Annotated in this window: 26 protein-coding genes; 18 read left to right on the top strand and 8 right to left on the bottom strand. The window is 65.1% G+C overall.

Annotated elements, in window-relative coordinates:
* Positions 1-13: 13 nt before the first annotated feature.
* A complete protein-coding gene (locus HYG81_RS21210) occupies positions 14-1,573 on the bottom strand; it encodes an FAD-dependent oxidoreductase (protein ID WP_180841684.1) in 1,560 nt (519 codons plus the stop codon).
* A 156-nt stretch (positions 1,574-1,729) separates the two neighbouring features.
* On the opposite strand from HYG81_RS21210, the gene HYG81_RS21205 reads away from it, so the two are divergent.
* The 4 genes from HYG81_RS21205 to HYG81_RS21190 all read left to right on the top strand — a co-directional run bounded on the left by HYG81_RS21205 (position 1,730) and on the right by HYG81_RS21190 (position 4,129).
* Positions 1,730-2,287, top strand: coding sequence for an FAD-dependent oxidoreductase (locus HYG81_RS21205; RefSeq protein ID WP_180841683.1), 558 nt, complete (start codon positions 1,730-1,732; stop codon positions 2,285-2,287).
* A gap of 131 nt (positions 2,288-2,418) precedes the next feature.
* The gene (locus HYG81_RS21200; RefSeq protein ID WP_180842948.1) at positions 2,419-2,922 is read left to right on the top strand and encodes a YciE/YciF ferroxidase family protein; all 504 of its coding nucleotides are present in this window, start codon (positions 2,419-2,421) and stop codon (positions 2,920-2,922) included.
* A gap of 3 nt (positions 2,923-2,925) precedes the next feature.
* Positions 2,926-3,750, top strand: a complete 825-nt coding sequence (locus HYG81_RS21195; RefSeq protein WP_180841682.1) for an alpha/beta fold hydrolase — start codon at positions 2,926-2,928, stop codon at positions 3,748-3,750.
* A gap of 100 nt (positions 3,751-3,850) precedes the next feature.
* On the top strand, positions 3,851-4,129 hold the full coding sequence (locus HYG81_RS21190) for a MoaD/ThiS family protein (protein ID WP_180841681.1): 279 nt from the start codon (positions 3,851-3,853) through the stop codon (positions 4,127-4,129).
* A 39-nt stretch (positions 4,130-4,168) separates the two neighbouring features.
* On the opposite strand, the gene HYG81_RS21185 is transcribed toward HYG81_RS21190, so the two are convergent.
* Positions 4,169-5,875, bottom strand: a complete 1,707-nt coding sequence (locus tag HYG81_RS21185) for an aldehyde ferredoxin oxidoreductase C-terminal domain-containing protein (protein ID WP_180841680.1) — start codon at positions 5,873-5,875, stop codon at positions 4,169-4,171.
* Positions 5,876-5,996: 121 nt separating this feature from the next.
* Between HYG81_RS21185 and HYG81_RS21180 the strand changes: the two genes are divergently transcribed.
* The 4 genes from HYG81_RS21180 to HYG81_RS21165 all read left to right on the top strand — a co-directional run bounded on the left by HYG81_RS21180 (position 5,997) and on the right by HYG81_RS21165 (position 9,500).
* Positions 5,997-6,653 (top strand): HAD family hydrolase, encoded by a 657-nt coding sequence (locus HYG81_RS21180; protein WP_180841679.1) that lies wholly within the window; start codon positions 5,997-5,999, stop codon positions 6,651-6,653.
* A gap of 113 nt (positions 6,654-6,766) precedes the next feature.
* Positions 6,767-7,693, top strand: coding sequence for a DUF7983 family protein (locus tag HYG81_RS21175; protein ID WP_180841678.1), 927 nt, complete (start codon positions 6,767-6,769; stop codon positions 7,691-7,693).
* A 116-nt stretch (positions 7,694-7,809) separates the two neighbouring features.
* Positions 7,810-8,733, top strand: coding sequence for a M48 family metallopeptidase (locus HYG81_RS21170; RefSeq protein ID WP_180842947.1), 924 nt, complete (start codon positions 7,810-7,812; stop codon positions 8,731-8,733).
* 182 nt (positions 8,734-8,915) lie between these two features.
* Positions 8,916-9,500 (top strand): GNAT family N-acetyltransferase, encoded by a 585-nt coding sequence (locus HYG81_RS21165; protein WP_180841677.1) that lies wholly within the window; start codon positions 8,916-8,918, stop codon positions 9,498-9,500.
* Between the two features lie 49 nt (positions 9,501-9,549).
* Here HYG81_RS21165 and HYG81_RS21160 read toward each other — a convergent pair whose 3' ends face one another.
* Complete coding sequence (locus HYG81_RS21160) at positions 9,550-9,789, bottom strand: DUF8142 family protein (protein ID WP_180841676.1); 240 nt, start codon at positions 9,787-9,789, stop codon at positions 9,550-9,552.
* A gap of 56 nt (positions 9,790-9,845) precedes the next feature.
* On the opposite strand from HYG81_RS21160, the gene HYG81_RS21155 reads away from it, so the two are divergent.
* From HYG81_RS21155 to mce, 5 genes are all read left to right on the top strand, one after another.
* Positions 9,846-10,187: a DUF7967 family protein gene (locus HYG81_RS21155; RefSeq protein ID WP_180841675.1), complete on the top strand. Its 342-nt coding sequence runs from the start codon at positions 9,846-9,848 to the stop codon at positions 10,185-10,187.
* Between the two features lie 88 nt (positions 10,188-10,275).
* Positions 10,276-11,958: an acyl-CoA mutase large subunit family protein gene (locus tag HYG81_RS21150; protein WP_180841674.1), complete on the top strand. Its 1,683-nt coding sequence runs from the start codon at positions 10,276-10,278 to the stop codon at positions 11,956-11,958.
* Between the two features lie 174 nt (positions 11,959-12,132).
* Positions 12,133-14,415: a PQQ-dependent sugar dehydrogenase gene (locus HYG81_RS21145; protein WP_180841673.1), complete on the top strand. Its 2,283-nt coding sequence runs from the start codon at positions 12,133-12,135 to the stop codon at positions 14,413-14,415.
* Between the two features lie 189 nt (positions 14,416-14,604).
* Positions 14,605-15,438, top strand: coding sequence for an aldo/keto reductase (locus HYG81_RS21140; protein ID WP_180841672.1), 834 nt, complete (start codon positions 14,605-14,607; stop codon positions 15,436-15,438).
* Between the two features lie 95 nt (positions 15,439-15,533).
* Positions 15,534-15,920, top strand: a complete 387-nt coding sequence (mce, locus tag HYG81_RS21135; RefSeq protein ID WP_180841671.1) for a methylmalonyl-CoA epimerase — start codon at positions 15,534-15,536, stop codon at positions 15,918-15,920.
* A 36-nt stretch (positions 15,921-15,956) separates the two neighbouring features.
* On the opposite strand, the gene HYG81_RS21130 is transcribed toward mce, so the two are convergent.
* Positions 15,957-16,874: a hypothetical protein gene (locus HYG81_RS21130; RefSeq protein ID WP_180841670.1), complete on the bottom strand. Its 918-nt coding sequence runs from the start codon at positions 16,872-16,874 to the stop codon at positions 15,957-15,959.
* A gap of 135 nt (positions 16,875-17,009) precedes the next feature.
* Between HYG81_RS21130 and HYG81_RS21125 the strand changes: the two genes are divergently transcribed.
* Entirely contained in the window at positions 17,010-17,480 is a 471-nt protein-coding gene (locus HYG81_RS21125) for a DoxX family protein (RefSeq protein WP_180841669.1), read from the top strand.
* A 62-nt stretch (positions 17,481-17,542) separates the two neighbouring features.
* On the opposite strand, the gene HYG81_RS21120 is transcribed toward HYG81_RS21125, so the two are convergent.
* Complete coding sequence (locus HYG81_RS21120) at positions 17,543-18,181, bottom strand: ferredoxin--NADP reductase (protein ID WP_180841668.1); 639 nt, start codon at positions 18,179-18,181, stop codon at positions 17,543-17,545.
* Between the two features lie 278 nt (positions 18,182-18,459).
* Here HYG81_RS21120 and HYG81_RS21115 point away from each other — a divergent pair, with 278 nt between their 5' ends.
* Both HYG81_RS21115 and HYG81_RS21110 read left to right on the top strand, forming a co-directional pair.
* Positions 18,460-20,214 carry a 2-oxoacid:acceptor oxidoreductase subunit alpha gene (locus HYG81_RS21115; protein WP_180841667.1) on the top strand — a complete coding sequence of 585 codons (1,755 nt, stop codon included), beginning with the start codon at positions 18,460-18,462 and terminating at the stop codon, positions 20,212-20,214.
* Entirely contained in the window at positions 20,214-21,080 is an 867-nt protein-coding gene (locus tag HYG81_RS21110) for a 2-oxoacid:ferredoxin oxidoreductase subunit beta (protein ID WP_180841666.1), read from the top strand. The genes HYG81_RS21115 and HYG81_RS21110 overlap by 1 nt, the downstream gene beginning before the upstream one ends.
* Positions 21,081-21,293: 213 nt before the next feature.
* Here HYG81_RS21110 and HYG81_RS21105 read toward each other — a convergent pair whose 3' ends face one another.
* Positions 21,294-21,962 (bottom strand): DUF6517 family protein, encoded by a 669-nt coding sequence (locus HYG81_RS21105; RefSeq protein ID WP_180841665.1) that lies wholly within the window; start codon positions 21,960-21,962, stop codon positions 21,294-21,296.
* A 149-nt stretch (positions 21,963-22,111) separates the two neighbouring features.
* Between HYG81_RS21105 and HYG81_RS21100 the strand changes: the two genes are divergently transcribed.
* Positions 22,112-23,233, top strand: a complete 1,122-nt coding sequence (locus HYG81_RS21100) for a pyridoxal phosphate-dependent aminotransferase (RefSeq protein WP_180841664.1) — start codon at positions 22,112-22,114, stop codon at positions 23,231-23,233.
* Positions 23,234-23,923: 690 nt separating this feature from the next.
* On the opposite strand, the gene HYG81_RS21095 is transcribed toward HYG81_RS21100, so the two are convergent.
* The gene (locus HYG81_RS21095; protein WP_180841663.1) at positions 23,924-24,490 is read right to left on the bottom strand and encodes a type 1 glutamine amidotransferase domain-containing protein; all 567 of its coding nucleotides are present in this window, start codon (positions 24,488-24,490) and stop codon (positions 23,924-23,926) included.
* A 174-nt stretch (positions 24,491-24,664) separates the two neighbouring features.
* On the opposite strand from HYG81_RS21095, the gene HYG81_RS21090 reads away from it, so the two are divergent.
* The gene (locus tag HYG81_RS21090; RefSeq protein ID WP_180841662.1) at positions 24,665-25,630 is read left to right on the top strand and encodes an alcohol dehydrogenase catalytic domain-containing protein; all 966 of its coding nucleotides are present in this window, start codon (positions 24,665-24,667) and stop codon (positions 25,628-25,630) included.
* Between the two features lie 3 nt (positions 25,631-25,633).
* Here HYG81_RS21090 and HYG81_RS21085 read toward each other — a convergent pair whose 3' ends face one another.
* Positions 25,634-26,152: a phospholipase D-like domain-containing protein gene (locus HYG81_RS21085; RefSeq protein ID WP_226376007.1), complete on the bottom strand. Its 519-nt coding sequence runs from the start codon at positions 26,150-26,152 to the stop codon at positions 25,634-25,636.
* Positions 26,153-26,170: the final 18 nt, after the last annotated feature.

Below are 26,170 nucleotides of genomic sequence, written 5' to 3'. Positions count from 1 at the left end.
CTCACTGCGACGATCAGAGCTCTCGGTACAACAGGTCCTCAACGGCGGGGCCCGACAGCACCTCGCCCTCGTGAGTGAACCGCGAGCCGTGACAGGGACAGTCCCAGGTCTCCTCGGCGTCGTTCCAGCGGACGAGACAGCCCATGTGCGGACAGGTCGCCGACACGGCGTGGGTCGTTCCGTCCTCCTCGCGGTAGAGGCCGACCGGCTGGCTCGAGCGCCGAACGACATGGGCGTCGCCGGGGGGCAGATCGGCCGTCCCGTCGGCTCCGAGCGTGGCGAGCAGCGATTTGATCCGATCGCCAACGAAACTGCCGCCGACTGTGGCGTTCTCCTCGAGGAAGCTCTTGGCCGACGCTTTCGGCGTGAACCGCTGGGGGTCGAACACGTCGGCCCAGGGGTTCGAGTCCTCGACGATCAGATCGGCGAGGATCATCCCCGCGGCGGTGCCGTTGGTCATCCCCCAGCCGCCGAATCCGGTGCCGACGTAGACGTGCTCCGACAGTGGATCGATCTTCCCGATGAAGGGGACGTCGTCCACCGGCGAGTAATCCATCGTCGACCAGCGGTACTCGATCGACTCGACGTCGAAGTGCTCGCGGGCAAACGCCTCACAACGCCGATACCGTTCGGAGGTCGGCGGGCCATCGATTCCGGGCTTGTGGCTCTGCCCACCGACCAAGAGGAGCTCGCCGTCGTCGGAACCGCCGCTGGCCGACGCGCTCGGTGAATACGTTCGCATCGTCGCCGGCGGCGAATCGGTGCTGTAGAACATCCCTTCGAGGGGCGTCTCCGCGACCCGAACGGCGAGCAGATACGCGCGGTGGGGATGCATCCGCGCGAAGTAGCCGGCGCGATCGAGGACGGGAAAGTGCGTCGCGACCACCACGTCATCGGCGACGACCTCACCGTGTTCGGTTTCGACGCGACACGGTGAGCCGGGATCGACCTCGAGCGCGCGCGTCTCCTCGAACACGTAGCTCCCGTCGCCGTGGACCCGTTCCGCGATCGCCAGCAGGTACTTCCGCGGATGGAACTCGGCTTGCTCGTCGAAGCGGACCGCACCGGCGGTGTCGAACGGCAGCGGCGTCTCATCGACGAAGGAGGCGGGGAGGCCGACTTGCTGGGCGGTCGAGACCTCGTCTCGAATCGTCCCGCGGTCGTCCGGCGATGCGGCGTACGTGTACGCTTCCGTCCGCCGAAAGTCGCAGTCGATATCCGCTTCCTCGATCCGCTGCTCCACGTAATCGATCGCGGCCTCGTTCGCGTCGGCGTACTGCCGCGCCTTCCGCTCGCCGAACTGGGAGACGAGCGTATCGTAGATCAGTCCGTGTTGGGAGGTGAGTTTGGCCGTCGTGTGACCGGTCGTGCTCTCGACGATTCGATCCGACTCGAGCACCGCGACGGAGCGACCGGCCTCTCGGAGTTCGATCGCCGCGGTCAGCCCGGTGATGCCGCCGCCGATGACTGCCACGTCGACTTCGAGGCCGTCCTCGAGCGGTTCGTACTCGGTCGTCGGCGTCGTGGCCAGCCACAGCGACTCTTCGCGCGGGGATTCGGGTGAGTCCGACATTGGAATCAGCGGCTCTCGCTATCACGTTCGAGGCAAAAGGTCTCAGGGGTCGAGGTCCCCGAAACGGCCGTCCCGACGCGGCCGTGGCTCAGTAATACGTGTCTGTCATCGCGACTGACGGAATGCTTTATCGGTACGCCGCTGGTCGTTGGTGCCATGCCAGACGTCGCAATCGTCGGCGGCGGTGCCGCCGGCCTGAGCGCAGCGCTGTTCACCGCGAAGAACGGCCTCGAGACGGTCGTCTTCGACACGGACGAGACGTGGATGCACAAGGCCCACCTGTTCAACTATCCCGGGATTCGAAGCATCAGCGGCAGCGAGTTCATGGAACTCACGCGCGGACAGGTCCGCGACCGCGGAGCCGACGTCCGCGTCGGCGAGGAAGTCACCGACGTCGATCCCGGCGACGACGGCTTCCGGGTCGAGACCGAGGACGGCGAGTACGAAGCGGACTACGCGGTACTCGCGACCGGTGCCGACCGCTCGATGGCGGAGGACCTCGAGGTCGACTTCGCCGACGACGGCACTGTCGACGTCGATCTCGACACGGAGACGAGCATCGAGGACCTGTACGCGACGGGCGCGATGGTCCGGGACGAGGAGTGGCAGGCCGTGATCGCCGCGGGCGACGGCGCGTCGGCGGCGCTGGACATTCTCAGCAAGGAGAAGGGCGAGCACTTCCACGATTTCGACGTTCCGGACGACGTCCCGTGATCGAACGGCAAAGCGGGGAACTCGGTCGGTGTTCGTCGGCAGCCGGGCAGTGAAATCGGCCGACAGCGCCACGCCTGCGTGTTCGGGGCGTGCGACTAAGCAACTGGTCACTAAAGTCTACTTGTATGACAATGAACGATCTCCACGAGCTGTTCGTACACAAGCTCGCCCAACAGTACTACATCGAACAGGAACTCGTCGAGACGCTCGACGAGATGGCCCGCAACACCACCAACGACCGGATGAGTCAGGGCTTCGCCGACCACCGCGACGAGACGCGCACGCAGGTCCAGCGCCTCGAAGACGTCTTCGCGGCGCTCGACCGACCCGCGGAAGCGCGGGACTGCGCCATCCTCGACGGGCTCGAGGAGGACCGGCGCGAACTCGAGGCCGAGATCGAGGACGACGAACTGCTCAACATGGTCTACCTGAACGCGGGGATGATGACCGAGCGCGTCGAGATGACGGCCTACGAGGGGCTGACGACGCTCGGGGAGCAACTCGAACTCGGTAACGACGTCCAACAGCCGCTCGAGTCGAACTACGACGAGGAGAAATCCGCGTTCCGCGAACTCGAAACCTTGGCGACCGCGAAGGACATGAAGTCCCTGTGGGATCGGCTGACGCCGTCGTAACTCGTGATACGCAGCGATACCGGGGAGCTTCCCGGTTCTCACCCCTACGTGAGCGCCGGGACCGGACGCGGTTCGCGAGCGCTCGTCGTCCTCCCCGGGATCGGCGACGCGATGTTTCCGGGAGAGTATCCGCCGTTTACGGGCTGGGGGCTCGCACCGTACTTCGCGCGCTACCTCGACGAGTACACGGTCTACCTCCTCAGCCGGCCGCGCGGTCTGCCGGCGGGATACGACGCTGACGACGCCGTCGAGTCACATCGAGAAGCACTCGAGGAAATCGCCGACGAGTACGAAGCGGTCGACATCGTCGGCGTCTCGATGGGCGGGATGATCGGCCAGGAACTGGCTCGCCGGCACCCCGAACTGATCGACCGGCTCGTGCTCGCGAACAGCGGCTGTCGTATCGACGAGGACGCTCACCCGACCGTCCGACGGCTCGAGGGCTCCGCTCGCGAGCACGACTGGGCGTCGATCCGGTCGACGCTCGCCACCGTGATGTTCTCGGACGGTCGGGCGATCGCGTATCCGCTTACCGTCCAGACCGTCGGTCGATTCCTCCAGCCCCGCCCGGCAGAACCCGCTGACGTGTGGCGATCGCTCGAGTTCGCACTGGGATTCGATAGCCGCGACCGACTCGAGGAGATCGATCGGCCGACGCTCGTGTTCGGCGGTGGCCGCGATCCGGTCTTCCCGCCGCCGATCACCCGGGAGACCGCGGAGCGGATTCCGGACGGGAGCGTGACGCTCGCGCCGAGCGCGAAACACGCCGCGTTCCACGAACGGAAACGGACGTTCGATTCGCGGGCTCGCTCGTTTCTCGAGCGATAACCCCGACTGGCGACGACCGATCACCAGTCTTCTTCCTGCTCTGTCGACGGTCATCCACCGAACCCTCGCCTACAAGACCGATCACGTCGAACGGGACGGTGTGCAACTCGAGTGCGTCTTCTTCGGCCCCTTTCGGGACGCGGTCGGCGAGAAGACCGTGTCCCACGAAACCGAGGCCGAAACCGTCGGCGAACTCCTGGCCGAACTCGAGGACGCGTACCCGCTCGAGGGCGAACTCGTGGCAGACGACGGGGACGGGCTGGCGGGAGACACGGTCGTCACCAGGGACACGAAGAACGTCGTCCACATCGATGGCCTCGAGACGGAACTGACGGACGACGCCGTGATTCGGCTGGTTCCATCGGTGTACGGCGGGTGAGCGGGCGGGTGTGATTCAGCCTCTCGCGCTACCCCGCTCTCAGTCCGCCGAGGGCACGACCGACTCGAGCGCCGCGTCCGGAACGATTCCGTCGTCCGTCCAGCCGCGCGTCGCGTAGTACTCGTCGATCGCCCGCTCGAGGTCCGGGATCTCGTACGGCAGCTCGTCGTCGCCCCGGTCGAAGCCGCGCTGGTTGTTGAAGTGGCGCTCGAGGCGAACCGTCTGCGCCCCGATCTCCATGAGGTCCTCGTAGTCGGCGTCGAACAGCGCTTCCAGACGGTCCTCCGTGACATAGCTGCTGCCGAACGCACAGATAATGCCCGTATCGCGGAACGCCGCCGCGTTCTCCTCGCGGACGAGTCGTTCGACCTTTCCGAGGGTTCCCTCCGGATCGAGTTCGCCGCTATACTCGAGGTTCATCAGTCCGGCGTACATGTGGTCCGCGCCGCGGTTCGCGACGGCGTAGGAGAGCCCCTGCCCATGGAGAACGCGCCCGTCGTGGGCGGCGAACTCCAGCCCCTTGACGGTGTAGTTGTCGACGTCAAGCTCGTCGTGGCAGCGGTCGAGGCCCTCGGCGAGGGTGTTGCCGATCCCCTCGCGGTACGCGATCTGCTCCGTGAGCTCACGAGCGAGGTCCGCGTTGCCGAACTCGTCTTCACTCGCGAGGTAGGCTGCGACGGTGATCCCGGCGGAGATCGTGTCCATTCCGAGGGAGTCACACAGCTCGTTCGCTCTCATTACGTCGACGATGTCGTCGACACCCTGGCTCGAGCCGAACGCGTAGACGGTTTCGAACTCCGGTCCCTCGGTTTCGACGCCCGTCTCCTCGTCCCGAGTGGGGAGCTTGCAGGCGTACGCACAGGCCGAGCACGCGCCCTTCTCGTACTTCTTCTCCTCGACGGCGGCACCGCCGATTCGGTCGGCGTGTTCGAACCCGTACTCGCTGAAGTATCTGGTCGGCAGCGAGAAGTTGTCGTTGATGAACTCGGTGCTGCCCGTCGTCCCCCGTCGTCGCAGCAGGTCGTCCGACTGTGCCGCCTCCCGGTGAACGTCCATCTCCGGCGGGTTCGGGATTTCGATCGGCGGCGCGGCGTCCCCGTCGAAGGTGACGCACTTGACGTTCTTCGATCCCAGAACAGCGCCCAGCCCGCCGCGCCCGAACGCTCGCGAGTCGAACGTCATCACCGAGGCGAACCGAACCCGATTCTCGCCGGCGGGACCGATCGCGATGCAGTTGTCCGGGCCGAGATCGTGGTGTTCGGCCATATACGCGGAGGTCTCCGGAACCGTCGCTCCCTCGAGTTCGGGGACCGCCTCGAACGCGACGCGCGGACGCGACGCCGCTTCGCTGCCCGACGAGAGTGATTCGCCATCCGTGACGTGGACGGCCAGCAACTCGTCGCTCTGCCCCGCTAGTTCGAGGACGCTGATCCCCGTTCCGACGAAGTTCCGCGAGAGGTAGCCCCCCGCGTTGGTCGAGACCAGTCCGTCGGTCAGCGGCGAGAGCCCGGTCATGTTCATTCGGCCGGTAAAGGACATTCGGGACTGCTGGAGCGGTCCCGTGGCGAGATACGCGCGGTTCTCGGGGCCGAAGGGATCCGCGTCGAACGGGATTCGCTCGTGAGCCAGTCGGGTCGCGGCTGCCCGCCCACCGACGGCCGCCTCGAGAACGCCGTCGATGGTCGTCTCGGTCGCCGTTCGCTCGCCGACATCGATGGAGAGGAGTGGCCCGTCTGCGTGGAGCATGCTACCCCATTCCACGAGGAGCCTCTTAGCTCTGGATCCGTTCGACGGACTATTTGAGAGTGCCAGCGGTGCCAATCGGCTCAACAGAATTATATTCGCTGCGGGAAAACGCCCTGGCAGTATGGTGTACGATGCGGTCCTGTTCGACTTCGACGGGGTCGTGGTCGAGACCCCCTCCTCCCAGCGGCTGTCCGCCGCGCTCGGTCGAACGTACGAGAAACTCGAGTGTGCCGGGCCGGCGGCCGAGACGCTCCGTGCGTTCACGTCCGGCGACTTCGAGTCGATCGCCCGGCGGTGTCACGGCCTCGGCATCGAGACGGACGCGTTCTGTGCACGGGCCGCCCGAGAGATGGTCCGGACCCAGTGCGACGCGGTCGAACGCGGGCTGCGATCGGTCTACGACGACATCTCCGCGGTTCGGTCGCTCGAGCAGCCCCTCGCGATCGTCAGCGACAACCATCCGGTCGTCCTCTCGACGCTGCTCGAGCGGTTCGGGCTCCGGTCCAGTTTCGAGACGGTCTACGGCTGTCCGCTGACTCCCGACGGGCTGTCCCGTCGCAAGCCCGACCCGACGAACATCGAGGCCGCGGTCGCGGACCTCGAGGCGGAGTCGGCGCTCTACGTCGGTGACAGGGCCGTCGACGTCCGGGCGGCTGATAACGCGGGTATCGATTCGGTACTGCTCTCGCGCTCCGCGGATCGAGACCCGGCTGAGCTGGACGTGGAGCCGACCTATCACTGCTCGTCGCTCTCGCGACTGCCCTCGATGCTTCGGTAGGCAGTGATCGACCCGATGATCGGGCAACGACTCAAGGCGGGAGCGGTAACGGGTCGGGTTCGGATGGCAGATTCGTGGCCGCGCTTTTTCCGCCCGCTCGTCGTATTCGAGGTATGGAACCCGACGACATCTGGACCACACTCAGAAAACAGTGTGAAGCCCTCGAGCCCGGTGCGGAACTGCTCACGCCGGTCTCCGAGCGGCCGTTCGGGATCGAACGGACGGCCGAGGATCGGATCGTCGTCCGGTTCGGGGACAGCGGCGAGCGGCGGCCGCTCTGGCGGGAGCAGTTCGTCGTCTTCCTCGAGCGCCTCGACGAGGGGTCGATCGCCATCGACCAGCTCCAGCCGGGTGTCGAGCCGTACGCCAGCGTCGTGACCCTCGCCGGCGCGTATACGGCCGACGACGAGACGATCGGGTACGACCCCGACGCCGCTGGCGGGGAGAGCCCGTTTCTCGTCCCGGCGGCGGACGCGCGGGACCCGCCCGAACGCGTCCACGACGACGCACTGGTGTTCGCGGCGCTGCTCGAGGAGATCGACGCCGACGAGCCGTCGGCGCTCGACACCGACTCGCTGACGGATCTGTACGTGCTCGCGTCGGACGTCCAGCACGGCTCCGATCGGTTGCGACGGTCGGCCCGCGAGCCGCTGCTCGAGCGACTCGGCCCGGAGCAGCGACTCCACGGGCGGTACGGAACCGTCCGGCGAACGACGCGAGAGCGCCGGCGGCCGAAGGACGCGGAAACGGTCTTCACCGCCCTCGACCAGCACGGCATCCCGCGCGAGTGGGTCACCGGCATCGATCGGGACAAGCTAGACGTCGTTCTCGCCGTGACCGACCTCGAGGAGGACGAGGTCTACGACGTCGACGAGGACGTCTACGTGCAGAAGACCGGCGTCGACGAGGACGAGAAGTACTCGCGACTGCAGGGGATCGCCGACCGGATCGACGAGCTCGAGGGTGCCGAGGGCGAGGAGCTACGCGACGAACTCGACGAGATCGAAGACCGGCTCGAAGAGGCGCTGTCGGCGGGATAAGTGCTCGAGGGGAACGGTGGGACGCTCGGGAGAACCGTCCGATACCCGTTTCAATCGGCCGCCCGTAGGTCGGTTCGACAACGATGTGCGCCCGTCGCATCGGAACCCGACTCCTGATGTCGCTCGTCGGCTGCCTGGTACTGGTGTGGTATCTCGGCCTGGCAGCCGTCAGCTACTGGGCGCTGTCGCTGCTCCGGGTTTCCGCACCCGACCCCGCGACGACGCTCCTGTCGATTGCCGGCATCGCCCTCCTCCTCGGCTACCTGAGCTACCGCTTCGGGACGAAACAGCTCCTCTCGAGCATCGAGGCGGTCGAACTGCCGCGGTCGCACGCGCCGGCGTTCTACCGACGGCTCGATCACCTCGAGTCCCGAATGGACGTCGACTCGCCGACCGTCATGATCGCGCGGCTGCCGGTTCCCAACGCGTTCGCACTGGGGAGCGGCCGCAACGGCGTGATCGTGCTCGACCGCTCGCTCTTTCGCCTGCTGTCGCTCGACGGCCTCGAGGCGCTGGTCGCCCACGAACTCGCCCACCTCGAGCGCAACGACGCGTTCGTTCAGACGCTCGCGTACAGCGTCTTCCGGACGATCGTCGGCTTCGTCTTCATGCTTTTGACCCCGCTCCTGTTGCCGATCGCGGGGGCCGCTCGAGCGATCGCGTGGATACGCGGAACCCCTCGATCGTGGTCGCGGACCGTGTTCGGCCGGCTGCTGGGGATCATCGAGAGCGGGGTACTGCTTTGCTTGCTGCTCGTGACGCTGGTCGTTCGCGCACACTCGCGTCGCAGAGAGTACGCCGCCGACGACCGCGCCGCCGCAGTCACCGGCAAACCGGTCGCGCTCGCCCGCTCGCTCCGGACGATCCAGCGCGCCGCGGAGCCGTCGCACGGACTGCTCTCTCCCCTGTACGTCCACACCGAGGATGAGGATCCGTGGACTCGGCTCCTCTCGACGCACCCCTCGACGGACGATCGGATCGAGCGACTGCTCGAGCAGGCGCGGGCAGCCAGCGGTCGGGTACAGGAATCGGTTCGGTGACGACTCGAAGAGGTAGACGAGTTTCGCCGTCAGCAACGTGTTTTCAGTCGAAGCTCGTTCGACTGCAGCCTACTCTAGCAACGTCGAAGACACCTGAGTAACGGTTTCGATCCCCCGTCGCCCCGCTGCGGGATCGTGGTATCCCACAAACCCTTTTGGCTGCACGCCGCCTATATCGAGTCATGTACGTGCGGGACGCGAAAAACAGGGAGGAGGTCTGGTTGCTGGATCACATCGAATCGATGGGTCTCGACGAGACGGCGTTCCGCTCGCGCGACTACGTCGTCGCGGTCGATGAGGAGTCCGGCGAGAAGGCCGGCTTCGGCCGCATCCGCGTCCACAAGCCCGACGAGGAGGCGGACGTCTGCGAACTGACCAGCATCGGCGTCCTTGAGGGCTGGCGCGAGCAGGGCGTCGGGGCCCACGTCGTGGAACGGCTCGTGGAGTACGCGAGCGACGAGGGGTTCGATACCGTCTACTCCCTGACCGGCGAGGGAAGATATCTCGCCCAGTTCGGCTTCCAGCGGATCGACGAATCGAGCCTCCCGGACGTTCTGCAGGACCGACTCGAGGCCAAACGCGACGGCGTCGACCCGGATGCGGTGGCGTTCTCGATCGACGTCGCCGAGTTCCGAGTGCCCGACCGGCTTCGGGACGCGTTCAAGAACGCTCCCGACGGGCGGGAGGACGCGGACGACGAGGAGTCGCCGGAGGATTTCGGGATCGACCCCGACTCGGCGACGTACAAGTACGATACGGGCCGGTAGCGATGGGGCGGTAGCGATGGGGCCGACGGCGGTGGCGTCCCCGCTCGAGTCACCGATTCGGACCCGGGCCGGCCGACCGCTCGTGGAAGCCGTGGCGGAACGCGATCCAGCCGATGCCGGAGAGAAACAGCATCGGGGGCAGGATGGCGAAGGCCCACAGCGGATCCAGCCCCCAGCGGAGCAAGAGCCCGAGGTTCACCAATCCGAGCGCGAGAAACGGCGCGACGTAGCGGGCGGCGCGACGGCGATCACCCGCATCGTCGGACCCGCCCGTCAGTTCCGTTGCCATGACCGAGGCATCGACGGCGCGAGACATAAGCGGTTGTGATGAGAGGAGTGATACTCATGGATTCAAACCAATCAGAAGTAGCGACTTCGCGTATCGATTCCGACGAGAGTGATAACGGTGACGACAGCGACGAGGTTCGCGTCTGGCTCGTCGAACGAACGTACGGCGACGACGAACTCAATCTCATCATCCTCGTGTACGCGACCGAAGACGGCCGGCGATACCACCGCCGCGAGCGCGCGTTGACGAGCTTTACGGGGCCGGCGCGGGAGACGAAAGCCGGGTTGCTCGTCGCAACCGACGCGCTGGGGACCGTCGACGATCCGGAGACGCGAGCGCGATACGCCGACGAAGCATCGCGGATGGCAGCGCAACACGATCCGACCGACAGCGTCTGAGACGACCGGAACGCGGGTCGGCGGGACGGCCGCGCAAACGCGGCGCGTTCATCAAAGTTCAAGCCCCGGCCGGTCCACGGTAACCATAATGTTCGATCCCGACGAACTCGAGGAGATCCGTGCCAGCAAGGAAGAGTGGCACGAGGAGGAAGTCGAGCCGGTCCTCGAGCGGTTCGGCGAGCGCAAGGAAACGTTTACGACCGATACGGGCGGCCAGGAGGTCGATCGACTCTACACGCCGGCGGACGTCGCCGACCTCGACTACGAAGAGGATCTGGGGAATCCCGGCGAGCCGCCGTACACACGCGGTGTGTACTCGACCGGCTACCGCGGGCGACTCTGGACGATGCGTCAGTACGCCGGGTTCTCGACGCCGGAGGACACGAACGAACGCTATCACTACCTGCTCGACCAAGGCCAGACCGGGCTCTCGATGGCCTTCGACCTGCCCACGCAGATGGGGTACGACTCGGACGCGGCGATGGCCGCGGGCGAGGTCGGCAAGGCCGGCGTCGCGATCGACTCGCTCGACGACATGGAAACCGTCTTCGACGGCATCCCGCTCGACGAGGTCTCGACGTCGATGACGATCAACGCGCCCGCATCGGTGCTGCTGGCGATGTACATCGCGGTGGGCGACCAGCAGGGCGTCGACCGCGAGGAGCTTCGCGGAACCATCCAGAACGATATCCTGAAGGAGTACATCGCGCGCAACACGTACATCTATCCGCCCGAGTCGTCGATGCGGATCATCACGGACATCTTCGACTTCTGTGCCTCCGAGACGCCGAAGTTCAACACCATCTCGATCTCGGGCTATCACATCCGCGAGGCCGGCTCGACGGCTGCCCAGGAACTCGCCTTCACGCTGGGCGACGGCATCGAGTACGTCGAGACGGCGATCGAGGCCGGCCTCGACGTCGACGACTTCGCACCCCAGCTGTCGTTCTTCTTCAACGGCCACAACAACATCTTCGAGGAGGTCGCCAAGTTCCGCGCGGCTCGCCGGATGTGGCACGACATCATCGACGAGCGCTTCGATGCGGACGATCCGAAGTCCAAACAGCTCAAGTTCCACACCCAGACGGCGGGTTCGATGCTGACCGCCCAGCAGATCGAGAACAACGTCGTCCGCGTCGCCTATCAGGCGCTCGCAGCGGTTCTCGGCGGCACCCAGAGTCTCCACACCAACGGGAAGGACGAGGCCCTCGCCCTGCCGACCGAGGAGTCCGTTCGCACCGCATTGCGGACCCAGCAGATCCTCGGCCACGAGTCCGGCGCGGCCGACACCATCGACCCGCTCGCCGGCAGTTACTACGTCGAATCCCTGACCGACGAGGTCGAGGAAGAGGCCTACGAGATCCTAGAGGAGGTCGACGACCGCGGTGGCATGCGCGATGCCGTCGAACAGCAGTGGGTTCAGCGACAGATCCAGGACACGGCCTTCGACCGCCAGAAGGAGATCGAGGACAAAGAGCGGATCATCGTCGGCGTCAACGAGTTCGAAGTCGACGAGGACCCCCAGATGGACGTCGAGGAGGTCACAGAGGAAGATCAGCAGCGACAGATCGATAGCCTCGAGTCCGTCCGCGAGGAGCGCGACGACGAGGCCGTTGACGCGGCCCTCGAGGCGCTGCGCGACGCGGCGCAGAGCGAGCAGAACGTGATGCCGTACATCATCGACGCGGTCAAGGCCTACGCGACGGTCGGCGAAATCTGTAACGTCATGCGCGACGAGTTCGGGGAGTACCAACCCGGCGGCGCGGTGTGAGCGACTGAACGTCGAATTAGAGTCGGGTAATCGCATCGGTGGACTTGCGTAATACCGTTTTACGACCGGTCCCGTCAGGTGATTCGAGGACAACACCTGATTAAACGGGAAATTCGGAGGAACGGCCGGACCAGTTTATCCTTATATCGGGCGACCACCTGTCGTGAGCGCACTATGAGCGAGCAACCCGACGAGCGATCGACCCCCGTATCGGAATCGGACGACTATCCATCGACCTCGCGCCGCCGTGTGCTACAGGCCGCCGCGGCCGCGGGCGGAGTCGTCGGTCTGAGCGGGATCGGCGTCGCCCAGTTCGAGTCTCAGACGATCGAACTCGGCGGCGAAACGAGCGGGTGGCAGGGCGTCTCGCCCGACCCGATCTCCGGCGAGACGAACCCGACGCTGGAACTCGAGGAGGGAACCACGTACGAGGTCACGTGGGAGAATCTCGACGGACTCTCACACAACTTCGTCATCGAAAGCGAGGACGGCGAGGACCTCGAGCGGACCGAGCTCATGAGCCAGCAGGGCGAGACCCAAACGCTCGAGTTCGAGGCGACGAGCGAGATGGCGGAGTACTACTGTGAGCCCCACTCGGCGACGATGCGCGGGGAGGTCTCGGTCGGCGGCGGTAACGGGACCGAAGAGTCGGAAGACGGGCAGGGCCAGGCCTTCTTCCAGTCGGGGACGGAGATTGGCGTCCAGACCCTCGCGGAGGGGATGACCGCGCCGACGGACATGGCGGTCGCCGACGAGGACCAGGACCGATACTTCGTCGCCGACCAGACCGGCGAGCTCTGGGTCGTCACCGACGACGGCCTGCAGGACGAGCCGTTCCTCGATATCAGCGATCGACTCGTCGAACTCGGCACGTTCGAGGGTGACTACGCGGATCCGAATCAGGACTACGACGAACGCGGACTGCTCGGAATCGAGTTCCACCCCGAGTTCTCGGAGAACGGTCGATTTTACGTTCACTACAGCGCGCCGCCGAACGACGAGACGCCCGACGGCTGGAGCCACGTCGAGGTCGTCTCCGAGTTCCAGGCCAACGAGGACATGAGTCAGGGCGATCCCGAGTCCGAACGGGTCCTGATGGAGTTCCAGAAGCCCCAGTACAACCACGACGCGGGACCGATGGCGTTCGGCCCGGACGGCTACCTGTACGTCCCGATGGGGGACGGTGGCGGTGCGAACGATAATATGGAGGGCCACGTCGAGGACTGGTACGACGACAACGAAGGCGGGAACGGGCAGGATGTCAGCGAGAACCTGCTCGGCGGCGTCCACCGAATCGACGTCGATTCGGAGGGTGACGACCGCCCGTACGGCATTCCTGAGGACAACCCGCTGGTTGACGAAGAAGACGCCCTCCCCGAGTACTACGCATGGGGAATGCGCAATCCGTTCGGCATCTCGTTCGATAGCAACGACCGGCTGTTCGTCTCTGACGCCGGACAGGACCTCTTCGAGGAGGCGAACCTCGTCGAGGCGGGCGGCAACTACGGCTGGAACGTCAAGGAAGGCACCCACTGCTTCAGCACGGACAGTCCGAGCCAGCCGCCGGAGGATTGTCCCGATTCGGCCCCCGACGAAGCTCCATACAACGGCCAAGAGCTGCAGGATCCGATCGTCGAGTATCCCCACGTCTATCAGGAGCAGACGGTCGGCATCACGATCATCGGCGGCCACGTGTACGAAGCCGATGCCGTCCAAGAGCTGAACGGCAAGTACATCTTCGGCGACTGGACGGCGGACCCGGCGCGGGAGTCACCGCAGGGACGGCTTCTCGCCGCCTCGGAACCCGACGACGACGGCGAACCGATGACCGGTGAAGACGGCGGTAATCAGACGGAAGGGGTTAGTCCCGATGCGGAGGGGGCCCCCGAGAACGCGACCGAAGACACGCAGGACGAGCCGATCGGCGGAGGTAACGAAACCAACGCCAGCGATAACGAAACGGCGGCCGAGAACGGTATCGAAGACGAGGGATTCGATAACGAAACCGACGGGACGAACGAAACGAACGCGACCAACGAGACGGCCGGTGACGGAGCAGCGAACGCCGGTGCCGGCGGTCAAGAACAGGTCGTCCCGAGAGACGAACTCTGGAATATGGAGGAACTTCAGGTCGCGGGAACCGAAGACGGCTCGTTCCCCTACTTCGTCCGGCAGTTCGGGCAGGACAACGACGGCAACGTGTACGTCCTCGCGAACCAGGTGGGCGTCCCCGAAGGAGACACGGGCGCGGTCATGCAAATCGTTCCACCGGGCGAGGGAGATTCCCTCTCGATGCCCGAGGGAGACGACGGCAGTCCGGAAGAGCAGGAGGCCGACGAGAACGCGACGGAGGACACGCAGGACGAGCCCATCGAAGAGGGCAACGAGACCGCGGATAACGAAAGCGGGATGAACGACACCGCGACCGACGACAACGCGACATCCGAGGACGCGTAACGACTCGAGCCGCTGGTCTCGATCGAAAGACGATCCACTCGCGCCATCGACCGCTTTTTTCGGAAGGTGAACTGCGGAGCGAGTATAGCGCTCTCAGCGGACAGTCGGGGATCCCTCGAGTAGCGACGGGCTCGCTGGTCGTTCCTTGCTGGCCGGACCTTGATGCTGAGTGGCGGTGAACCGCCTGCTATGAGCACGACTTCCACGAGCGGAACGGTCATCGCACAGGGGGCCGAGATACCCGTGTTCGGACTTGGCACCGCGGGTATGACCGGCGACGACTGCCAGCGGGCCGTCGAAACCGCACTGGCGGTCGGCTACCGTCATATCGACACCGCCCAGCTGTACGACAACGAGGCCGCGGTCGGTCGGGGAGTCGCCGAGAGCGACGTCGACCGCGAGGACGTCTTCGTCGTGACGAAAGTCCATCCCGATAACGCCGCTCGAGCGGACGTGCACGAATCAACCCAACAGAGCCTCGAGCGGCTCGAGCTCCAGACAGTCGACCTCCTCCTGTTGCACGGACCGAGCGACGAGGCACCGCTCGAGGAGACGATCGGTGCGATGAACGAACTCCAGCACGACGGGCTGGTCGAGCACGTCGGGATCAGCAATTTCGGGATCGAGGGGCTCGAGGATGCGATAGAGCAATCCGAGACGCCGATCGTCACGAACCAGGTGAAGTACCATCCGTACCACCAGCCGGACGACCTCATCGCGTACTGCGTGGAGAACGAGATTCTCCTGACGGCGTACAGTCCGCTCGCGGAGGGAGCCGTCGTCGGTGACGACCGACTGGAGTCGATTGGCGAGCCCCACGACAAGTCGGCGGCGCAGGTGGCCCTGCGGTGGCTGATCCAGCACCCCTACGTCGCGGCGATTCCGAAAGCGGCGAGCCGTGAGCATATCGAGGCTAACGCGGACGTCTTCGACTTCGAACTCTCACCCGAAGAGATGCGCGCGGTGTTCGACCTCGACGGCGGCCCGTCGGATCGGCTGGCCGACCAGTTGCAGCTGGAGTGACGGCCGACGCGAGGCGGTGGTCCCGCACCTCGAGTGCGATCGAACCGGACGAAAAATCATAACAGTAACACGGCCGCTCCGAACAGTATAGTTCGATGCACTACGATCACGCCGGAATCGCGATCGACGACGCAGCGGACCTCGCAGCACTGTACGGCGACCTCTTTGGCCTCGAGGTCGTCCACGAGGAGGAGTTCGACGGCATGCGCGTCGTCTTCCTCGACTGCGGCGACGGCTACTTCGAACTGCTCGAGCCGCTCGAAGCGGACGGGACGATCGCTCGCTACCTCGAGAACAACGGTGCGGGAATCCACCACCTCGCGCTCGCGACCGACGACCTCGAGGGGGCCCTCGAGACGGTCCGCGACCACGACGTGGCACTGATCGACGAGGAGCCGCGACCGGGCGCGTGGGGTCACTCGGTGGCGTTCCTGCATCCGAAGGATACCGGTGGAATCCTCATCGAACTCGTCGAGCACTGATCGCCTCGGCTCCCGGTTTCCTCGTCCGCTGAACACTCAATGCTCGGCCGCGGTGATCCGCTGCGTCTCGTCACGAGTCTCGTGGTAGATTTCGACGTGCCCCGGATACCGCCCCTCGAGGCCGATCTGTGCCTCGTAGTCGGCAGTGCCGAGGCAGTCGGTACAGGTGTCGCTCTCTTGGTCGCCGACCGCGACGGTGATCGAGAGGATATCGCGTCGCTCGTCGTAGTCCGTCTCGGCCAGCGAGAGGCCGTGACACGGCGTCGGCGTCGTGATCTCGCCGTCGACGATCACCGTTTCGTCCGCGAACTCGACAGTGGCACTGTCGTCGTCCGTCTCCGCTGCACACTCTCGCTCGCCGACCTCGAGAGACGCGTCTGCAACCGCCGGAACCGGACAGGAGATCGAGGTCGAGGTCGACTCCGTCTGCGTGCCGGTATCGCGAAGCGTCAGGGTCGTTCGAGAGCGAGTACAGTCGAAAGGGTCGCGGTCGACTCCGTCGGTTACGGTCGACTCGCTCGTGCCGTCGTCGCTGCTCGTCGTGACGGTGACCGTGTACGATCGTGGTTCGACGAGGACGAGCGTGAGTCCGTCGCCCGCCGCCAGCTCGAGGTCGCGCTCGAGCAATGCGCCGGTCTCGCCGTCTCTGTCATCGTCTCCGTTGTCGTCATCTCCGTCGGCCGTAATCGTAACGGAGACCGTTCGATCGGTCTTGCCCTCGTTTCGCAGTTCGAACTCGTGTGGCGGGTGGGCGTCGGGGAACGGAACCTCGTCGGGGTCGCCGACTTCGATCGTGTCGCCCGAGTTCGATTGGGTAGTATCGCTCGAGTCGCCAGCAGGATCGTCGTCGGTACTGGAACGGTCCGTCTGCAGTCGTTCGAACGTCGAACCCGTACAGCCGGCCAGTCCACAGACCGCGCCGGTCGTGCCGGCGAGGAGGTCTCTTCGTCGCATACGCGATTCCACCACAAAGCGGCATAAACACCTTTGTCACGCGTTCTAACCTATACGCTAGAGCGACTATCGGCTCTCCTGGGACAGGCAAATGTCACGGTCGGACTGAAACCCGCCGCGCGTATACGCCAGTGTATGCGTAGCCTCCTGCAGCGTGAGAAACGGCCCGACGGTACCAGCGGAACGCGTCGACAGTCGGAGACGGACGGGAGTTCGATAGCCGAAAGCGGACTGTTTCGGATCGCACGCGTCCTGTTCGGTGCCGTCCTCGCGTTCATGGCGACGGACAACCTCCAAAACCTCGAGGGTCGCGTTCAGTACGCCGAGATGAAAAACGCGCCGGCCCCGTCGTTTTCGGTTCCGGCGATAAGCGGCGGCCTCCTGTTCGGCGGTATCGGGGTCGCGCTGTGGCGGGTGCCGGCCGCGTCCGCCGCCGCAATCGCTGGATTCTTCGCCAGCGTCACCCCAGTGATGCACGACTTCTGGAACGTCGACGATCCCGAGGAGAAACAACAGCAGCTCACCGACTTTTTGAAGAACACCGCCCTGCTGGGAGCGGCGCTCGCGTTTCTGAAACTGGGACGTGCGCAGGAATCCGACGCGTGAGTTCGACCGATCGGTACCTCGCGGCCAGTCTCGTGGCAGTCGGCGGCAGTTGCCGTCGGTCGTCAGCCGAAGTTCTCGATCAACGCCTCGTCCGGATCGCCGCCGGCGTCGTCGATCGCCTCGGCGACGAACGTGACGAAGTCGTCGAAGCCGAACGCGTATAGCTGGCCCGCCTCGCGGTGCGTGGCAATCGCGTCCGCCAGTTCGTCGTTCGCGTCATCGCCGACGAACCGGACCGTCGCGCCGGCGTCCTCGAGCGCCTCGAGACGGTCGGTGTGGGCCGGTTCGTCCGCCTGATAGATCACGACGGCGTCGCGGCCCGCGTCGTGGGCCGCTTCGGCGATCGCGACCGCGGGACCGATCCCCGGCCCGCCGGCGACCGCGACGACGTCGTCCTCGCCGTCGTAGGTGATCGTGCCGAACGGCCCCTCGACGGTGACGGTTTCACCGCCCTCGAGGTCGGCGAGCCACGGCGAGAGATCGCCGTCGGGATCGACGCCGACCGTGAGTTCGAACGTCGTTCCGACGTCCGGCGACGAGAGCGTGTAGTGACGCGAAACCTCCTCGCCGTCGGGACTGGCCCGCAGCAAGACGAACTGTCCCGGATGGGCGTCGAACCCATCGGGCGTTTCGAGCTCGAGTGCGACGGTGTCCGGACCGACTTCGCTGACCGATGCGACGGTGACTGACGTCCCTTCCATGTCGAACCTGTTCGAAAGCCGATTGAAAAGGCGTTCCGTTCCATCCCGGCGGACGCCACTGTGCTGTCACGGCCGGGCGAATCGCGCGGATGAGAGCGACGACGCCACACCGCTCACGCGTTTTCGTACCGTTCTCCTCCTGCGCGAATCGTCGCCGCGAATTCGTTCCCGACCACCGCAGAACGGTTCTCCCGCTCGAACATCGTTCCCGCTATTGCGGTCGTTCGACTGGGGTTTCAGAAGCCTTTTCATTTGTGGGGGGTAACCCTCAGCATAACATGGCAGAGGATCTCAACTGGGCGGTAGGGGGCGAGGCCGGCGACGGTATCGACTCCACAGGTAAAATATTCGCTCAGGCCCTTTCCCGAGCCGGACGACACGTATTCACGTCGAAAGACTTCGCGTCGCGAATCCGCGGCGGCTACACAGCCTACAAGATTCGGACGTCGGTCGAGCAGGTCCAGAGCGTCGTCGATCGACTGGACATTCTCGTCGCGCTCACACAGCGAACGATCGACGAAAACCTCGACGAACTTCACGACGGCAGCGTCATCATCTACGACGGTGAGCGCTCGTGGGAGGCCGAGATTCCCGACGAGGCGACCGCAGTCGACGTTCCGCTGAAGTCGCTGGCCGAAGAGGCTGGCGGCGCAATCATGCGCAACATCGTCGCGCTCGGTGCCGCGTGTGAAATCACCAATTTTGACGTCGAGTATCTGGACGAGGCCCTCGAGAAGCGCTTCGGTGGGAAGGGCTCGAAGATCGTCGAGAACAACAAGGCGGCCGCCCGGGCGGGACAGGAGTACGTCCAGGAGAACTACGATCTGGACCACCTCGGCTACAACATCGACACGACCGACAACGATTACGTCCTCCTCAACGGCAACGAGGCGATCGGGATGGGTGCCATCGCAGCCGGCTGCCGATTCTACGCCGGCTATCCGATCACGCCCGCGACGTCGATCATGGAGTATCTGACGGAGCGTATCGAGGACTACGGGGGTCACGTCGTGCAGGCGGAAGACGAGTTATCGGCGATCAACATGTCGCTCGGGGCCGCACGCGCCGGTGCCCGATCGATGACCGCGACGTCGGGAGCCGGGATCGACCTCATGACCGAAACCTTCGGCCTGGTCGCGACCAGCGAGACGCCGCTGGTCATCGCCGACGTGCAGCGCTCCGGTCCCTCCACTGGGATGCCGACGAAACAGGAACAGGGCGACCTCAACATGGCGCTGTACGCCGGCCACGGGGAAGTCCCGCGGTTCGTCGTCGCGCCCACGTCGATCACTGAGTGTTTCTGGAAGACTGTCGAGGCGTTCAACCTCGCAGAGAAGTACCAGACGCCGGTCTTCCTGGTCTCCGATCTGGCGATGTCGGTCACCGAACAGACGTTCCCGCCGGAGGTCTTCGACATGGACGACGTCGAGATCGATCGCGGCAAGCTCGTCGACGAAGACGGCGTCGACGAGTGGCTCGACGCACAGGGTCACTTCCGCGCTCACGCCGTCACCGAAGACGGCGTCAGCCCGCGCGCCATCCCCGGCACGACCGACGCCGCACACATGTCCACTGGCCTCGAGCACGACGAGCTCGGCCGCCGGACGGAGGAAGAAGACGAGCGCGTCCACCAGGTCGACAAGCGATATCGCAAGGTCGAGACCGCACGGAACGAGGAAGACTGGGACTACCGCGAGTTCGGGAACCCGGACGCCGACAATCTCATCATCTCGTGGGGATCGAACGAGGGCGCGCTCATCGAAGCCCTCGACTACCTCGAGGAAGACGGCATCGACGTCCGCGTCATCTCGGTTCCCTACATCTTCCCCCGGCCGGACCTGACCGAGGATATCGAGGCCGCAGACGAGACGATCGTCGTCGAGTGTAACGCGACCGGGCAGTTCGCCGACGTGATCGAACACGACGTACTTACCCGTGTGAAACGCATTAACAAGTATACAGGCGTTCGATTCAAGGCGGACGAACTCGCAGACGACATCACCGACAAACTCACCGAAGAGGTACCAGCATAATGAGCTCCGACGTACGATTCACCGACTTCAAATCCGACAAGCAGCCAACGTGGTGTCCCGGATGCGGCGACTTCGGGACGATGAACGGCATGATGAAAGCCCTCGCGAACACCGGCAACGACCCCGACAACACCTTCGTGGTGGCGGGGATCGGCTGTTCCGGCAAGATCGGGACCTACATGCACAGCTACGCCCTTCACGGGGTCCACGGCCGTGCGCTCCCGGTCGGGACCGGCGTCAAGATGGCCCGCCCCGATATCGAGGTCATGGTCGCCGGCGGCGACGGTGACGGCTACTCGATCGGTGCCGGTCACTTCGTCCACGCCGTCCGGCGGAACGTCGACATGTCCTACTGTGTCATGGATAACCGCATCTACGGGCTGACGAAGGGGCAGGCCTCGCCGACCTCGCGATCGGACTTCGAGACCTCGACGACCCCCGAAGGGTCGAAGCAGCCGCCGGTCAACCCGCTCGCCCTCGCGCTCGCGTCCGGTGCGAGCTTCATCGCCCAGTCCTTTAGCTCGGACGCGATGCGTCACGCCGAGATCGTCCAGGAGGCGATCGAACACGACGGATTCGGGTTCGTCAACATCTTCAGCCCGTGTGTCACGTTCAACGACGTCGACACCTACGACTACTTCCGCGACAACCTCGTCGACCTGCAGGAAGACGAGGACCACGATCCGAACGACTACGAGGCTGCCAAGGAAGTCATCCTCGACAGCGACAAGGAGTACCAGGGCATCATGTATCAGGACGAAAACTCCGTGCCGTACCACGAACAACACGGCGTCACCGAGGACATGTCCGAGATTCCCGACGGTGCACCCGAGGACGCGATGGACCTCGTCCGCGAGTTCTACTGAGGCCGCCGTTCGTTAGTCATTTTTGCGCGCCGCGTTCGCTGTTTGCGGTGGGCGCTATTTGCGGTTCACTCCGGACGTTACTCGCGGCTCACTCCAGCAGCTATTCGCGTTTAATTCAGTGCAACCGAAAACGCGGTCGCCTGTGTCTCGTTCGGTTTCGTTCGATTCGACGACGATCTATTGGTATCGCGAACCGAGACGCTGCACCGTTCGTTAGCTCTCGACGGGGTGCTCGACGGACTCCATCAGTTCCTCGACGTTCGCGGATTCCGCCGTGAGCATTCTGGGATAGGTCCCGAGTATCACGAGCAGATCGCCGTCGTGATCGAACGACGTCAGCTTGATCTCGATATCGACCGTCTCTCCCTCGAGGTCGCTCTCGCCGACGAACAGATCCACCTCGCGGCCGTCGCCGAGGATATCGAGACCGAACGACTCGTCGTGCCGGATGTTCCTGATATCCCCGTTATCGCTGGGCACCTCGCTCAGGAACCGCTCGAGAAGCTCCTTGTTCGACATATCGTCGAGCGGGTTGAGCGATCGACCGGCGACCGTCATGCCGGGGATCGAGACGGCGGCGAAGGCGGCACCCTCGTGCGTTCCGCCCAGATAGTCGACCGCCTTCGTGTAGACCGAACGCCAGATTCCGGCTCGGACGTCGCGTTCGACGCCGCCGGGAAGCTCGACCGTTCGCTCGATCGCGTCGTTGTTGACGCCGCTTTCCTCGTAGCCGGCCGCCTCGAGTGCGCCGTCGGTCGGGGCGACGCGGTCGGAATCGAACTCGAGTGGCCCGTTGCCGAGAACGACGTCGATACAGCCGGCCGTCAGCGCGAGGGTGCCGGTCGCGCCCGCAGCGAGCAACGATCGGCGGGAAATAGTCATTATCGGAGAGATTCGCTACGAGCGGCATATCCCTTGTGGCCTCCATAGATTCGTTGACAGAATCGACAGCTCGTCGGGATCGCTCGAACGGCGACCACGGGCCGACGAACACATGAAGAGTTATCGGGATCGACTGCCCCCGTTTAGCCATGACCGAATTCGCAGCGCGAGTCGAGCAGGTGTCGATCAGTGGCATCCGCGAAGTGTTCGAGGCCGCCGACGAGGACGCGATCAACCTCGGACTCGGCCAGCCGGACTTTCCGACACCCGCCCACGCACGCCGCGGCGCGATCGAGGCGATCGAAGCCGGGCGGGCCGACGCCTACACCTCGAACAAGGGCACGCCACAGCTTCGAGAGGCGATTTCGGCGAAGTACGACCGCGACTACGGCCTCGAAGTCGACCCCGAAGACGTGATCGCCACCTCGGGCGGCAGCGAGGCGCTCCATCTCGCGCTCGAGGCCCACGTCGACCCCGGCGAGGAAGTGATCTTCCCCGACCCCGGTTTCGTCTCCTACGATGCACTGACGCACATCGCCGACGGTACGCCGAAGCCCGTCGGGTTGCGGGAGGATCTGACGCTCGATCCCGCGGCGGTCGAGGACGCGATCACCGACGAGACGGCCGCGTTTATCGTTAACAGCCCCGCGAACCCGACGGGGGCCGTCCAGAGCGAAGACGACATGCGCGAGTTCGCCCGCATCGCCGACGAGCACGACGTGCTCTGCATCTCCGACGAGGTCTACGAGCACATCGTCTTCGAGGGCGAGCACCACTCGCCGCTGAAATTCGCCGAGACGGACAACGTCCTCGTCGTCAGCGCCTGCTCGAAGACCTACTCAATGACCGGCTGGCGACTCGGCTGGGTCGTCGCTTCCAACCGACGGATCGAGCGCATGCTTCGGGTCCACCAGTACGGGCAGGCCTGCGCCTCCGCGCCCGCACAGTACGCCGCCGAAGCAGCTCTGACGGGTCCACAGGAGCCGGTCCAGGAGATGGTCGACACCTTCGAACAGCGGCGGGACCTCGTGCTGGACGGGCTCACCGATGCCGGCCTCGAGGTGCCAACCCCCGAAGGAGCCTTCTACGTCATGCCGAAGGTCCCCGACGGCTGGTGTGACGAAGTGCTCGAGCGCGGCGTCGTCGTCGTCCCCGGCGATGCCTTCGGTGCGAACGGTGAGGGCTACGCACGGCTCTCCTATGCGACCGGGACCGAGGAACTGAAGGAGGCGCTCGAGATTATCGACGACGCGACTCGAGCCGTTCGATAGGATTTTCTCGAGCCGACTGCTGTTACCAGTACATCGGCGGGTCTCTGTGGGTCGGTTCTCTCTCTCTCCGCTGCGTCTTCCATCGAACGAGCTGTGGAGACGAGCTGTATATTCACTTCGGACCGGGAAACCGGCGTGCGGTGGCGCGCGCTGTCGGCCGAGCGAGCGTCGCGAGGCGCGAACACAGTGAGCGCCTCGGAAAGCGAACGGTGACCGTAGGGAACCGTGAGCACAGCGAGAGCGGCCGACAATGTCGTGCGAGGGATGAGGACCGCAGCGACCCGGGGGAGCGAGGACCGCAATCGGCTGGGGAGGGCGAGGCAACTCCGTGCTGCCACGATGAGCAGGACGCTCCGCCTCATTCTCGTTTTTCTATGTCAATCGATCAGTTAACATGTATATAGAACAGCATTCTTGAAGGCGGTTGGGTGAAAAATGCGTCCTGCTGTCGTGGCAACAGGGGATTGCCACGCCCTCCCCAGCCGATTCGCTCGTTCACGCTGTTCACTCACTCATCCCTCGCACAATGTCGTCGGTCGCCCTCACCTTCGTTCGGCCGACCGACAGCGCGCGCCACCGCACGTCGGTTGATTAGTCTGAGCGATACAGGGACCATCGACGCTGAACGCTCCTGCTTTCGCAGTAGCCACGTGTCCGATCCCAAAACGGCGGAGAAAAGTCCGGGAGCTTTCAGCGCTGTGCTGACGCGAATTCGTCGACGATCGTCTCGCAGAACGCCTCGAGGTCGTCCGGGTTCCGACTCGTCACCAGGCCCTCGTCGACGACGACCTCCTCGTCGACCCATTCGCCGCCGGCGTTGCGAATGTCGGTCTGGAGACTGTGGTAGGAGGTCAGCGTCTTGCCGTCGACGACATCGGCTTCGACCAGCGTCCACGGGCCGTGGCAGATCACGCCCGCCGGCTTCCCGTCCCCGACGTGCTGTTGCAGGAGTTCTACGCCGTCCTCGTCGGTTCGGAGCGTATCAGCCCCCACGGTCCCGCCGGGGGCGATCAGTGCATCGTAGTCGTCCGCCGAGACTTCGTCGAACGATTTCTCGACCTCGTAGCTGTCGCTCCACTCGAGATCGTTGTTCACCGTCTGCGCCTCGCCGGTCTCGCTGCCGAGCACGTCGACGGTGGCTCCGGCGTCGGTGACCGTCTCCTTCGGTTCGGTGAACTCGATCTCTTCGGTGCCTTCCGGTGCGAGGAAGATTCCGACGGTCGTCTCCTCGAGCGGCTGCTGGCCAGATTCGCTCATACTGAAAGCGAGTGCGCTCGTGCAGACAAGGGTTGTACTTGCTGGTGCAAAACGACCGGGCAGCGCTCTGATCAACGCGGCGCGCTCGAGTACCAGGGAGACCGCTCCGAGGACCCCGTCTCCCCTGCCGTCACGTGTACCATTTTACGGCCCCGATCCGTGGTCTCGAACGATATGCGCGCTGTACGCCTTCACGAGCACGGCGATGCGGACGTACTGCAGGTTGACGAGATCGACCGACCGGAGCCAACCGCGGACGAACTACTGATCGAGGTCGCCGCCGCGGGCGTCAACCCCGTCGACACCTACTTCCGGGACGGCTCGTACACGCCGGTCGACGTGCCGTTTACGCCAGGCGTCGACTTTTCGGGTATCGTCGCCGAGGTGGGAGACGCCGTCGACGACTTCGAGGAAGGCGACCGCGTCTACGGTACCGGTATCGGCGGGGCGGCCGCGCAGGGTGCGTACGCGGAGTACGCGACGGTCCCGACCGATCGCGTCGTCCACCTCCCCGACGACGCTGATCTGACCGAGGCGGGAGCCGCGGGCGTCGCCGCCGTCACCGCCTGGCGCGCCCTGATCGATCACGCCGACCTCGAGCCGGCCGAACACTGTCTGGTCCACGGCGGATCGGGCGGCGTCGGCCACGCGGCTGTCCAGATCGCGGCCGCCGTGAGCGCGCGGGTGATTACGACCGCGTCCGAGGAGTACCACGACGCCCTCGCCGACTACGGAGCCGAGACGGTGCTCGACTACGGCAGCGACGATCTGGCCGACGCCGTGCTCGAGGCCTCCGAGGGCGGCGTCGATGCGGTTCTCGATCACCGCCTCGACGACTACCTGCAGTTCGACGCGGATGTGGCCGCAGAAGCTGCTCGAGTCGTCGGCATCGGCGAGAACAGTCCCGATCCGGGCTTTACGAACGACGGCGCGGCCCGATCGAAGGACGTCTCCTACCAGTTTATGAGCATGTTCAACACGCCGGATCTGCGCGCGCCGCTGCGCGGGGTCGCCCACCTCATGGATACCGGCGCGCTCTCGATCGAAATCGCGCGGACGTACGACCTCGAGGAGGCCGCCGACGCCCAGCGGACCGTCATGTCGGATAGCTTCCTCGGGAAACTCGTCATCGAGCCGTAGCGATCAGTCGAACACCGAGCCGCGATCGAGCCGCGTGCCGAGCAGCTGTCGAATGCCGACGACGAGCCCGTGATCGGGGCCCTCAGCCCAGAGCGCCGTCTCTTCCGTGTTACTCGGTCGCGTCCCGTCCGACAGCGCGCTGAGGAGGACCGCTCGACGGTCGACCAGCAGGATCCGACTCAGCCACTTGCCCTCGAGTCGCGCCGGGTCCGCCGCGAGCGCGGTCGTCGCCACGGCGGCATCGGGAACGCGCGATCGAATCCGTGCTGCCGTCTCCTCGGACGGGACTTCGATCAGGACGGAGACGCCCGACTCGGACGCCGCTGCGAGCCGATCGAACAGTTCGTCGTCGAGCGTGTCCTCGTCGGCGATGAGCACGTAAATCTCGTCGGTCGCATCCTCGAGAAGGAGCCCGAGGCGATCGGTCACGTTATCGTGATCGGCGATCGCCCACGCGCCCTGCTCCTCGAGACCTTTCGATCGGCGGAGCTTCGAAAGGGCGTCGTCGGTGGCCTCGAGCATGGACGCGTACTGTTCGCG

It is taken from the genome of Natrinema zhouii, from assembly GCF_013456555.2.
Lineage (GTDB): Archaea > Halobacteriota > Halobacteria > Halobacteriales > Natrialbaceae > Natrinema > Natrinema zhouii.
This window is presented reverse-complemented; position numbering and strand designations above follow the sequence as displayed.

Coding starts and splice junctions, on each gene's coding strand:
- HYG81_RS21145 (WP_180841673.1), top strand. CDS start 12,133: ATGAGCGAGCAACCCGACGAGCGATCGACCCCCGTATCGGAATCGGAC.
- HYG81_RS21140 (WP_180841672.1), top strand. CDS start 14,605: ATGAGCACGACTTCCACGAGCGGAACGGTCATCGCACAGGGGGCCGAG.
- HYG81_RS21090 (WP_180841662.1), top strand. CDS start 24,665: ATGCGCGCTGTACGCCTTCACGAGCACGGCGATGCGGACGTACTGCAG.
- HYG81_RS21165 (WP_180841677.1), top strand. CDS start 8,916: ATGTACGTGCGGGACGCGAAAAACAGGGAGGAGGTCTGGTTGCTGGAT.
- HYG81_RS21205 (WP_180841683.1), top strand. CDS start 1,730: ATGCCAGACGTCGCAATCGTCGGCGGCGGTGCCGCCGGCCTGAGCGCA.
- HYG81_RS21085 (WP_226376007.1), bottom strand. CDS start 26,152: ATGCTCGAGGCCACCGACGACGCCCTTTCGAAGCTCCGCCGATCGAAA.
- HYG81_RS21160 (WP_180841676.1), bottom strand. CDS start 9,789: ATGGCAACGGAACTGACGGGCGGGTCCGACGATGCGGGTGATCGCCGT.
- HYG81_RS21175 (WP_180841678.1), top strand. CDS start 6,767: ATGGAACCCGACGACATCTGGACCACACTCAGAAAACAGTGTGAAGCC.
- HYG81_RS21100 (WP_180841664.1), top strand. CDS start 22,112: ATGACCGAATTCGCAGCGCGAGTCGAGCAGGTGTCGATCAGTGGCATC.
- HYG81_RS21120 (WP_180841668.1), bottom strand. CDS start 18,181: ATGGAAGGGACGTCAGTCACCGTCGCATCGGTCAGCGAAGTCGGTCCG.
- HYG81_RS21115 (WP_180841667.1), top strand. CDS start 18,460: ATGGCAGAGGATCTCAACTGGGCGGTAGGGGGCGAGGCCGGCGACGGT.
- HYG81_RS21210 (WP_180841684.1), bottom strand. CDS start 1,573: ATGTCGGACTCACCCGAATCCCCGCGCGAAGAGTCGCTGTGGCTGGCC.
- HYG81_RS21180 (WP_180841679.1), top strand. CDS start 5,997: ATGGTGTACGATGCGGTCCTGTTCGACTTCGACGGGGTCGTGGTCGAG.
- HYG81_RS21095 (WP_180841663.1), bottom strand. CDS start 24,490: ATGAGCGAATCTGGCCAGCAGCCGCTCGAGGAGACGACCGTCGGAATC.
- HYG81_RS21110 (WP_180841666.1), top strand. CDS start 20,214: ATGAGCTCCGACGTACGATTCACCGACTTCAAATCCGACAAGCAGCCA.
- HYG81_RS21105 (WP_180841665.1), bottom strand. CDS start 21,962: ATGACTATTTCCCGCCGATCGTTGCTCGCTGCGGGCGCGACCGGCACC.
- HYG81_RS21155 (WP_180841675.1), top strand. CDS start 9,846: ATGGATTCAAACCAATCAGAAGTAGCGACTTCGCGTATCGATTCCGAC.
- HYG81_RS21200 (WP_180842948.1), top strand. CDS start 2,419: ATGAACGATCTCCACGAGCTGTTCGTACACAAGCTCGCCCAACAGTAC.
- HYG81_RS21130 (WP_180841670.1), bottom strand. CDS start 16,874: ATGCGACGAAGAGACCTCCTCGCCGGCACGACCGGCGCGGTCTGTGGA.
- HYG81_RS21170 (WP_180842947.1), top strand. CDS start 7,810: ATGTCGCTCGTCGGCTGCCTGGTACTGGTGTGGTATCTCGGCCTGGCA.
- HYG81_RS21185 (WP_180841680.1), bottom strand. CDS start 5,875: ATGCTCCACGCAGACGGGCCACTCCTCTCCATCGATGTCGGCGAGCGA.
- HYG81_RS21150 (WP_180841674.1), top strand. CDS start 10,276: ATGTTCGATCCCGACGAACTCGAGGAGATCCGTGCCAGCAAGGAAGAG.
- HYG81_RS21125 (WP_180841669.1), top strand. CDS start 17,010: ATGCGTAGCCTCCTGCAGCGTGAGAAACGGCCCGACGGTACCAGCGGA.
- mce (WP_180841671.1), top strand. CDS start 15,534: ATGCACTACGATCACGCCGGAATCGCGATCGACGACGCAGCGGACCTC.